The sequence below is a fragment of the Photorhabdus noenieputensis genome (assembly GCF_018448935.1).
Lineage (GTDB): Bacteria > Pseudomonadota > Gammaproteobacteria > Enterobacterales > Enterobacteriaceae > Photorhabdus > Photorhabdus noenieputensis.
Genome location: NZ_RCWC01000015.1, coordinates 96,490 through 106,369 on the forward strand (window position 1 = coordinate 96,490; position 9,880 = coordinate 106,369).

Consider the following 9,880-nt stretch of genomic DNA (forward strand, 5'->3'; position numbering starts at 1 on the left):
GTTAGCTAAGATGATATTTTCTGCAAAAAGCTAACTATTATTCTTCGATAACATTGGATCCTGTGTCATTCACCTTTCCAGTAGTGACGATATACCACTACTGGAAGGTGATCTGAAAAAAATAGTATTACTAGAAGATAAATAACAAGCATGGGGATTTACTATGAGCGCAAATGAGGAAATAGAAGTACAAGCGGCACAAGATCCAAACAGTAGCAAAAAAAGGCAACGCAGCCGTGCCTTAGTGTTACTAACCCTTGTCTTCGCCCTACTCGGTGTTGCCTACTTTTTCTATTGGTTTCTCATTTTACGCCACCACCAAGAAACAGATAACGCCTACGTTACAGGTAATCAAGTTCAGATCATGTCGCAAGTTGCTGGCAGTGTCATCACAGTTAACTTTGATAATACTGACTTTGTGAAAAGCGGTAGTGTACTGGTACAACTCGATCCCCGTGATGCAGAATTAGCATTAGAAAAAGCAAAAACCGCATTAGCCAACAGTGTTCGTCAAACTCATCAACAAATAGTCAACAGTAAACAATATCAGGCTAACATCGCTCTACGCAGATCCGAATTAACCAAAGTTCGAAATGATCTTAGCCGTCGTGAAATACTTAGCTTTCAAAAAGTCATTGGCAAAGAAGAATTGCAACATGCACAGGAAGCTGTCGCCAGTGCCCAAGCTGCGCTGGATATGGCTATCGAACAATATAACGCTAATCAAGCAATTGTTTTGAATACGCCTCTAGAGAAACAACCTGCCGTTGAACAAGCTGCAACGGAAGTCCGTAATACCTGGCTGGCACTACAACGCACGAAAATAGTCAGCCCAATCGATGGCTATGTCTCACGCCGTAGTGTACAAGTTGGCGCACAAATCAATAAAAATACTCCACTGATGGCGATAGTTTCGGCAAACGACATGTGGATTGAAGCTAACTTCAAGGAAACGCAAATTTCTGGTATGCGCATTGGTCAACCTGTGGAAATCACCAGCGATTTCTATGGTGAAAGCAAAGTATTTAGCGGCAAAATTACCGGCCTTGATATGGGTACCGGCAGCGCTTTCTCTTTATTACCCGCCCAGAACGCCAGTGGCAATTGGATTAAGGTTGTACAACGTTTACCCGTCCGCATCGAACTTGATCCTGGGCAATTAGAAAAATACCCACTACGCATCGGTCTCTCGACTAAAGTCAAAGTAGATACTACAAATCCTGATGGACCCGTTCTGTCTGATAGAACACGCACTAAATCGGCTTATCACACCACGGCTCTGGCAATAGATATGTCTCCTGCCAATAAGATAGTTAATGACATTATTAATAGTAATGCTGGAAAATAATACCGGAGGCCAAGGTGACAAGACAGCCGCTTACAGGTGCCAAACTGGCATGGATGACCATTGCGTTATCCTTAGCTACGTTCATGCAAGTGTTAGACTCTACCATTGCTAACGTAGCGATACCCACTATTTCAGGTAATCTGGGATCATCAAATTCTCAAGGGATCTGGGTAATTACCTCTTTCGGCGTTGCCAATGCGATATCCATCCCAATTACTGGATGGCTGGCAAAACGCATCGGCGAAGTTAAATTATTCATCTGGTCAACCGCTCTATTCTCCATCGCTTCTTGGCTATGCGGTATTTCCAACAGTCTTAACATGCTAATCTTTTTTCGGGTTATTCAAGGATTAGTTGCAGGTCCTCTTATCCCCCTTTCACAAAGTCTACTTCTAAACAATTATCCACCAGCCAAAGGAAATATGGCATTGGCGCTATGGTCAATCACGATTATTGTCGCGCCGATTTTTGGCCCTATTCTGGGTGGCTACATCAGCGATAACTACCATTGGGGATGGATTTTCTTTATCAACGTTCCTGTTGGTATAGCGATTATTCTGATTGCTATGCAAACGCTGAAAGGGCGTGAAACTAAAACAGAGATCAAACCGATCGACACAATAGGACTGATGTTACTGGTTGTCGGCGTTGCTTGTTTACAAATCATGCTAGATCAAGGTAAAGAGCTAGACTGGTTTAATTCTACAGAAATTATCATTTTGGCAGCTATCGCAATCATCTCATTAGCATTTTTAGTGGTATGGGAACTGACCGACGATAACCCGATTATTGACCTATCACTGTTTAAAGAACGTAATTTTACCATTGGTTGCTTCTGTTTGAGCTTAGCTTATATGCTCTATTTCGGCACAATTGTGTTATTACCGCAGTTATTACAGGAAGTGTTCGGTTATACCGCAACTTGGTCAGGTCTTGCATCAGCACCGGTAGGATTGTTGCCACTAATCATTTCTCCACTGATTGGCAAATTTGGCAACAAAGCAGATATGCGCTATATCGTGACATTCAGCTTTGTTGTTTATGCCATTTGCTATTACTGGCGTGCATATACATTCGAGCCAGGCATGGATTTTGCCGCCGTCGCATGGCCTCAATTTATCCAAGGGTTTGCTATTGCCTGTTTCTTTATGCCACTCACAACCATTACCCTTTCCGGCTTACCGTCAGAGCGAGTGGCATCTGCATCCAGTCTATCGAATTTTATCCGAACATTGGCAGGTTCAATAGGAACATCACTAACCACAACCATGTGGACCCAACGCGAATCAATGCATCATTCCCATTTTACCGAATACATCAACCCTTATAGCCCTGATACTCAACAGATCTATCAACAATTATCGGAATCGGGAATGAATAACCAACAAATTCCCGCTTATCTGGCAAAAGAGATTACCCATCAAGGGCTCATAATTTCAGCGAATGAAATTTTCTGGCTCTCCGCCTGCGTATTCCTGATATTAATCATACTTGTCTGGTTCGCGAAACCACCATTCACACAAGGAAGTAAAGAGAACATTGGCGGTGCGCACTAAATCTTAAATAGTAAAGCGGGGAACATGACATTCCCCGCTTTTCCTATCAAGCTTTATTCTGTCGCCACCATTCAGCTAGCATAATGCCCGTTGCTACAGAAACGTTCAGGCTTTCAACTAAACCCGTGCCACCAACAAACAAGCTCATATCACCATGTTTCCAAGCACTGTCACTCAAGCCATCACGTTCCTGGCCAAGAACCAGAACCATTTTTTGCGGTAATTCAGCTTTAGCTAAATCGGTACTACCTTTATGGCTGGATGTCGTTACAATGGTGTAACCCGCTTGACGAAATTTATCCAGTGTAGTGATCAAGCTATCAGCATCAATACCTTTAATATGCTCAGCACCACCTTCTGCTGTACGGATAGCCGCCCCCGACTCCAGCAAGGCCACATCCTGCAAAATCACCCCTTGCACACCGAAATGTGCACAGCTTCGCATGATAGCGCCAAGGTTGTGAGGATTACCCACATCTTCAAGAGCCAAAACACAATCTTTTACTGGAGCATCTTTCAGATAGGTTTCTGCATCCAAGCCGTTGCGTTTCTTAATCAGAAAACAAACACCACCATGATGTTCAGTACCCGACACTTTTGCCAGTTCAGCTTCATCCACAACATGATAGGCTTTACGATTAGCCGCCATCCATTTCAGCGCATTGCGGAAACGTGGTGTCACTGACTCAACGAACCAGGCACGAACTATCGCTTCAGAACGATTTTTAAACATCGCCTGACAAGCATTTTCACCATAAATCCGGGTTTCTTCCATGCGCTGACGACGGAGCTGTTCAGGATCAATCTGGCTTTTCCCACTGATACCACCATGCACTGGCGTTAAAGAATCACTCTCAGGGCGTGACACTGTTTTCCAAGGCGATCTTTCACGCTCATTGGCACGCGGAGAACGGGATGTGCGCTCATTGTCTCGACGACGCTGACCTTGATCGCGCCCTTTGCCAGACGGACGTTTATTATTACTGCGGCTGTCATTATCGCCCTCACTGCGGACATACATCACTTTGACTTTGCCATTTTTACCACTATATGAATCGTTCATTCGTTTCTCCAACTGCTTTACGGCGCGAAGATTACCTGATGTGCGCATCTTAAGCTACCTCTGACAACCATAATCAATCCACTAAAATGCGCCCTTAATTTTCCTGCCCTCGGCGAGACATGCCGTACTTGCTATGGAGAGCACAGTCAGGCTGCCTATTGAAACAGACACCCACCGAAGATATTCAAGCTACAGCCTGGTACCATTTTGGAACAAGCTGACAATTTCATTGCTTCTCAACAACTACATCCAATAGCGCAAGTCACAGCAATGATTTGCGAAATCAGCTACAGTTATCAATTAACCACAAATAAGGAGCCTCCTGATGAGCCAGCGCGGACTTGAAGCTTTATTACGCCCTAAATCCATTGCTGTAATTGGTGCCTCAGAAAAACCAGAACGAGCGGGTTCAGTTATGATGCGCAATCTGCTTGCAGGAAGCTTTGCCGGGCCAATACTACCGGTAACTCCCAATAGCCGTTCTGTTCAAGGCGTATTAGCTTATCCTTCAATCGATAAATTACCAATCACGCCAGATTTAGCTATTATCTGTACTCACCACCACCGTAATTTGCAATGTCTGGAACAACTGGGGCAATTGGGTTGCAAAACAGTGATTATTCTTTCTTCACCAAAGCCCCAATTTACTGAACTAAAACAGTGCTGCCAGCGCTATAGCATCCGGCTACTTGGACCAAACAGTTTGGGACTACTGGCTCCCTGGCAAGGGCTAAATGCCAGCTTTTCTCCGATTCCAATACTCAAAGGGAAATTAGCCTTTATTTCTCAATCTGCGGCAGTCTCAAATACGATTCTTGACTGGGCGCAACATCGGGGAGTCGGATTTTCCTACTTTATCGCGTTAGGCGATAGTGTTGATATCGATATTGATCATCTACTCGATTTTCTGGCTCGTGACAGTAAAACCAGTGCCATTCTGCTCTATTTAGAGCATATCCATGACGCCCGTCGCTTTCTTTCAGCATCCAGAAGTGCTTCCCGCAATAAACCTATTTTGGTGGTCAAAAGCGGCCGTACCAAGCGAGCACAGAAATTACTTGGTGAGCAACAAAATCTGGATGCAGCTTATGATGCAGCAATTCAGCGAGCAGGATTATTACGCGTACAAGACACGCATGAAATGTTTTCGGCTGTAGAAACCCTAAGCCATATGTCACCTTTACGGGGAGAACGACTATTTATCGTCAGTAATGGTGCCGCTCCAACCGCAATGGCGCTGGATGAACTATTCCGTCGTAATGGTAAGCTGGCAATATTAGGTGAAGAGACAACGAAAGCATTAAAAACACAATTACCGGAAACTATCTCCCTACATAATCCGCTGGATTTAAGAGATGACTCCACAGTGGAACGTTATATCGCTGCGTTAAAACCGTTACTAGACAGCCACGACCATGACGCTCTGTTACTCATCCATTCTCCTAGTGCAATTGCTCCCGGTATTCAAACCGCCACAAAAGTCATTGAAACAATCCGTAAACACCCAAGGGGAAAATGGCTCACTATTCTTACCAATTGGTGCGGTGAATACTCTTCTCAAGAAGCCCGCCGCCTATTCAGTGAAGCAGGTATTCCAACTTATCGCACCCCAGAAGGTGCAATTACTGCTTTCATGCACATGGTGGAATATCGCCGCAATCAAAAACAATTAACAGAAACACCCGCTCTACCAGCAAACATCACCGCTAATACTGCACATGCTCATCAATGCATACAACAAGCGCTGGAACGAGGAAACTCTCGTCTAGATACCCATGAAGTCCAACCTATTCTGGCAGCCTATGGCCTCAATACATTGCCAACATGGATTGCTCATAACAGTGATGAAGCAGTCAATATTGCCCAACAGATCGGTTATCCCGTCGCTCTGAAATTACGCTCGCCAGATATCCCGCATAAATCAGAAGTTCAGGGGGTTATGCTCTATTTGCGAAATGCAAATGAGGTCAAGGCTTCTGCTCAAGCGATTATCGAGCGTGTTAATCAAAATTTCCCGCACGCAAGAATTCAAGGGCTGTTAGTTCAGAGCATGGCAAACCGTGCCGGCGCACAAGAGCTACGTATTGCAGTAGAACAAGATGAGGTATTTGGTCCACTGATTATGTTAGGTGAAGGAGGCATTGAGTGGTCACAGGAGACACAAGCAGCCGTCGCGTTGCCACCTCTCAATATGGCGTTAGCACGATACCTGGTTATTCAGGCGATTAAAAGTAGAAAAATTAAGCTCAGAGGGGCTCCCCAATCATTAGACATACTGGCACTCAGCCGACTGTTAGTTCAAGTCTCTAATCTGCTACTTGATTGCCCACAGATTGTACGACTAGATATTCATCCGTTACTGGCTTCTGGTGATGAATTCACATTATTAGATGTTTCAATGGAATTATCTTCCATAGAAGGTGATCCACGAACCAGATTAGCTATCCGCCCATATCCAAGCGAACTAGAAGAAACGATAAAACTCAGAGGGGATGCAGAATGCCTGCTACGTCCAATACTGCCAGAAGATGAACCGTTGCTGAAAGATTTTATCGGCCAGGTCACTAAAGAAGATCTCTATTACCGCTACTTTAGTGAAATCAGCGAATTTACCCACGACGATCTGGCAAATATGACTCAGATTGATTACGACCGCGAAATGGCATTTGTGGCCGTGCGACATCCTAAAACGACCCCTGAAATTATCGGGGTTACTCGTGCCATAGCTGATCCTGATAATGTCGAAGCAGAATTCGCTGTGCTAGTGCGTTCTGACTTAAAAGGGATTACCCTTGGATATCAGCTTATGATAAAACTGATTAACTATACACGAGAGCATGGCATAAACCGCCTTAATGCTATCACCATGCCAGAAAACCGTACTATGATAAAACTGGCTAAAAAACTGGGATTTACCATAGATGTTCAATTTGAGGATAGCATTGTAAACTTATCCCTCGAACTTTAAATCAACTTCGTGATGAATCGCACAGACTTGAATCATTAGGCATTAGAGCGTTAAATCATGCTCACAATTAGTCAAACTAATGGTATTATCGCCAGATCATTTGATTCATTGCTTTACATAGTAGTCTTTTAGCCATCCAACATAAGAGAAAAAGCGCACTGTGATGTTGTCTAAATTCAAACAAGCTAAACATCAACAACACCTTGCACAACTGCCTAAGCTACCTCAGTCAGTTGCTGATGTTAAAACACTTTATCAACCTGAAGTGTTCCGCAGCACCCTGCTGGAAAAAATTGCTAACGCTGAAAAACATATTTATATCATCTCTCTCTATCTGGAAAATGATGATGCAGGGAGAGATATCCTGAATGCACTTTATGCAGCTAAACAACAACGTCCGGGCTTAGACATTAAAGTGCTCGTTGACTGGCATCGGGCACAACGTGGACGAATTGGTGCCGCTGCAATGGCAACGAATGCCGATTGGTATTGCTCTATGGCAGAAGCTTATCCCGATGTGAAAATTCCAGTACTAGGTGTGCCTGTAAATACCCGCGAAGCACTGGGTGTTTTACATTTAAAAGGTTTTATCTTTGACGACACTGTAATTTATAGCGGAGCAAGCATTAATGATGTTTACCTCCACCAACATGATAAATATCGTTATGATCGCTACCATTTGCTTCACAATGCAAAACTTGCAGAAGCAATGAAACACTTTGTTGATAATTACATTATCGCTACAGGAGCCGTACAGAAACTGGATTGTAAGAACCGTCCTCGTATTCCTGAAATTAAAAGTTTGATCCGTCAATTACGTTTTTCTCTGCGGCACACTACCTATAAAATAAATAATCAGGCAACGAATGATGAACTATCTGTCACTCCACTTGCCGGTTTGGGAAAGAAAAATCTACTAAATAAAACCATTAGTCATCTGATCGCTAGCACAGAACAAAAATTGATTATTTGTACTCCGTATTTTAATCTTCCCGCCATCATTGTTCGTCGGATTATTAACTTGCTTCGGAAAGGTAAACATGTAGAAATTATTGTTGGCGATAAGACTGCTAATGATTTTTATATTCCACCGGAAGAACCATTTAAAATTATCGGCGCATTACCCTATTTATATGAAATTAATTTGCGCCGTTTCATCAGTAGACTACAGCGTTATGTTGACAACAATCAACTGACGATCAGGTTATGGAAAGATGGTGATAATAGCTACCATCTAAAAGGTGTATGGGTGGACAATCAATGGCAATTGATTACAGGAAATAATCTTAATCCTCGTGCCTGGGGACTGGATTTAGAAAATGCCATTCTTATCCACGATCCTCATAAAGAAATGCAGGAGCAACGTATAAAAGAACTGCATTGTATCCGTACTTATACTACGGTTGTCAATAATTATCAGGAATTGGATAGCATCCAGCTTTACCCAGTCAAAGTGCGTAAACTTATCCGCCGTTTACGCCGTATCCGAGTAGACAAACTGATTAGTCGTATTCTGTAATTGAATCGATAAAGCGAATTATCTTTTCTAAATCAAATCTCCTGATATTGAATAATTTCGGGAGATTTTTTTACCATCTAACTTTAATCTGATAAATTTCAACTCTCGCTTCTAACAAAATTTTATCGGATCATAATTTCCTAATGTTATCTTTATAAAATATTATTATCACAGGTCATATGCTTTATTAATCATATACTATTTTAAAGTTTCATATATTATATAATAAGGATAGTAGTTCCTAGTAAATTAAGCGAAAATAGCACCCCCTCTTTCAGATTTATTTCCAATAACTGATAAAAATAAAACTCGAATAATGAAGTTTATCTTCGATACTTAAATATCCGATGTTTCTTCAAAAAAATAAATAGCTTTTTATAATGATGTTTTACTTTCAATTAAATATTATATTACAAGGAATATAGCCTTTCAGGAAAGAAATTCAAAGGAACAAATATATTTGAAAAAACTATCGATGTAATCCCATTTTGAAATATTATGTATTCCTAAAAAACTATAACGAACAGCGAAAATTAAATATCACCATTCACTTAAGAAGTATATTTCTGAAATATTATTTCACTTGCTTATATGCTTCGACTTTGATCTTATAGATACTCATCGTCAGAATGTTTAAAACATTAACCAGAAATATAGAAAATCTCATTAACGCACTATCGCTTATTTATGAAGAATTTTTACGGTATATGAAACAAATCCCCAAAAAATTTAAATTTCAACGGTTATAGGAACAAGCACACCTTATATTATCTAAGAAGTGTGGAAAAAACTTTGCCCAAGGCAAATTCCAGTCAGAGGGAAACAACAGTGTACCGCTAAATACAAAACTGCCCGCTATTAAACAGGCAACATGACAACTTTATAAATTTTTGCAGTCGACGAACGGCTTTCCTGCCGTTTCCCCTTCGGACCACCGCTGATAAATATGGTCAACAAAAGCAAATTTCGACAAATATCGTAACGTTTATGGCACCAAAGCGACTGTCGTATGCATCGCATGTCGTACAAACGCAAAAACCCCCAGCTTACGCTGAGGGTTTCCACTGTATTTAAAGCCTGGCAGTGTCCTACTCTCACATGGGGAGACCCCACACTACCATCGGCGCTACGGCGTTTCACTGCTGAGTTCGGCATGGGGTCAGGTGGGACCACCGCGCTATCGCCGCCAGGCATATTCGGTTTTATTCCGGCCGTTGTGACGCTTTCATCCACAACCACCGAATCAATCTGTTCAACAAGCTGAAAATTCATCTCTCTGCTGTCTTCCGACTGCTGTTTGCTGTCTTCCGAACACCAAAACCCTTTTGGCGTTGTAAGGTTAAGCCTCTCGGTTCATTAGTACTGGTCAGCTCAATGCATCGCTGCACTTACACACCCAGCCTATCCACGTCTTCGTCTTAAACGT

The 9,880-nt window shown here is 42.3% G+C and carries 5 protein-coding genes and 2 rRNA genes; 4 read left to right on the top strand and 3 right to left on the bottom strand.

Going from position 1 to position 9,880, the window contains the following annotated elements:
- Positions 1 to 163: 163 nt before the first annotated feature.
- The gene (gene emrA, locus EAE91_RS12190) at positions 164 to 1,348 is read left to right on the top strand and encodes a multidrug efflux MFS transporter periplasmic adaptor subunit EmrA (protein ID WP_214088724.1); all 1,185 of its coding nucleotides are present in this window, start codon (positions 164 to 166) and stop codon (positions 1,346 to 1,348) included.
- A 14-nt stretch (positions 1,349 to 1,362) separates the two neighbouring features.
- Positions 1,363 to 2,904: a multidrug efflux MFS transporter permease subunit EmrB gene (gene emrB, locus EAE91_RS12195; protein WP_214088725.1), complete on the top strand. Its 1,542-nt coding sequence runs from the start codon at positions 1,363 to 1,365 to the stop codon at positions 2,902 to 2,904.
- Between the two features lie 46 nt (positions 2,905 to 2,950).
- On the opposite strand, the gene EAE91_RS12200 is transcribed toward emrB, so the two are convergent.
- Positions 2,951 to 3,967 carry a tRNA/rRNA methyltransferase gene (locus tag EAE91_RS12200; protein ID WP_214088726.1) on the bottom strand — a complete coding sequence of 339 codons (1,017 nt, stop codon included), beginning with the start codon at positions 3,965 to 3,967 and terminating at the stop codon, positions 2,951 to 2,953.
- Between the two features lie 325 nt (positions 3,968 to 4,292).
- Here EAE91_RS12200 and EAE91_RS12205 point away from each other — a divergent pair, with 325 nt between their 5' ends.
- Together EAE91_RS12205 and pssA are read left to right on the top strand one after the other, a co-directional pair.
- Entirely contained in the window at positions 4,293 to 6,935 is a 2,643-nt protein-coding gene (locus tag EAE91_RS12205; protein ID WP_214088727.1) for a bifunctional acetate--CoA ligase family protein/GNAT family N-acetyltransferase, read from the top strand.
- A 163-nt stretch (positions 6,936 to 7,098) separates the two neighbouring features.
- Positions 7,099 to 8,454, top strand: a complete 1,356-nt coding sequence (gene pssA / locus EAE91_RS12210; RefSeq protein ID WP_214088728.1) for a CDP-diacylglycerol--serine O-phosphatidyltransferase — start codon at positions 7,099 to 7,101, stop codon at positions 8,452 to 8,454.
- A gap of 1,075 nt (positions 8,455 to 9,529) precedes the next feature.
- Here pssA and rrf read toward each other — a convergent pair.
- Positions 9,530 to 9,645: ribosomal RNA gene (gene rrf / locus EAE91_RS12215) — 5S ribosomal RNA — on the bottom strand.
- Between the two features lie 144 nt (positions 9,646 to 9,789).
- Positions 9,790 to 9,880 (bottom strand): 23S ribosomal RNA (locus tag EAE91_RS12220); the annotation flags it as partial.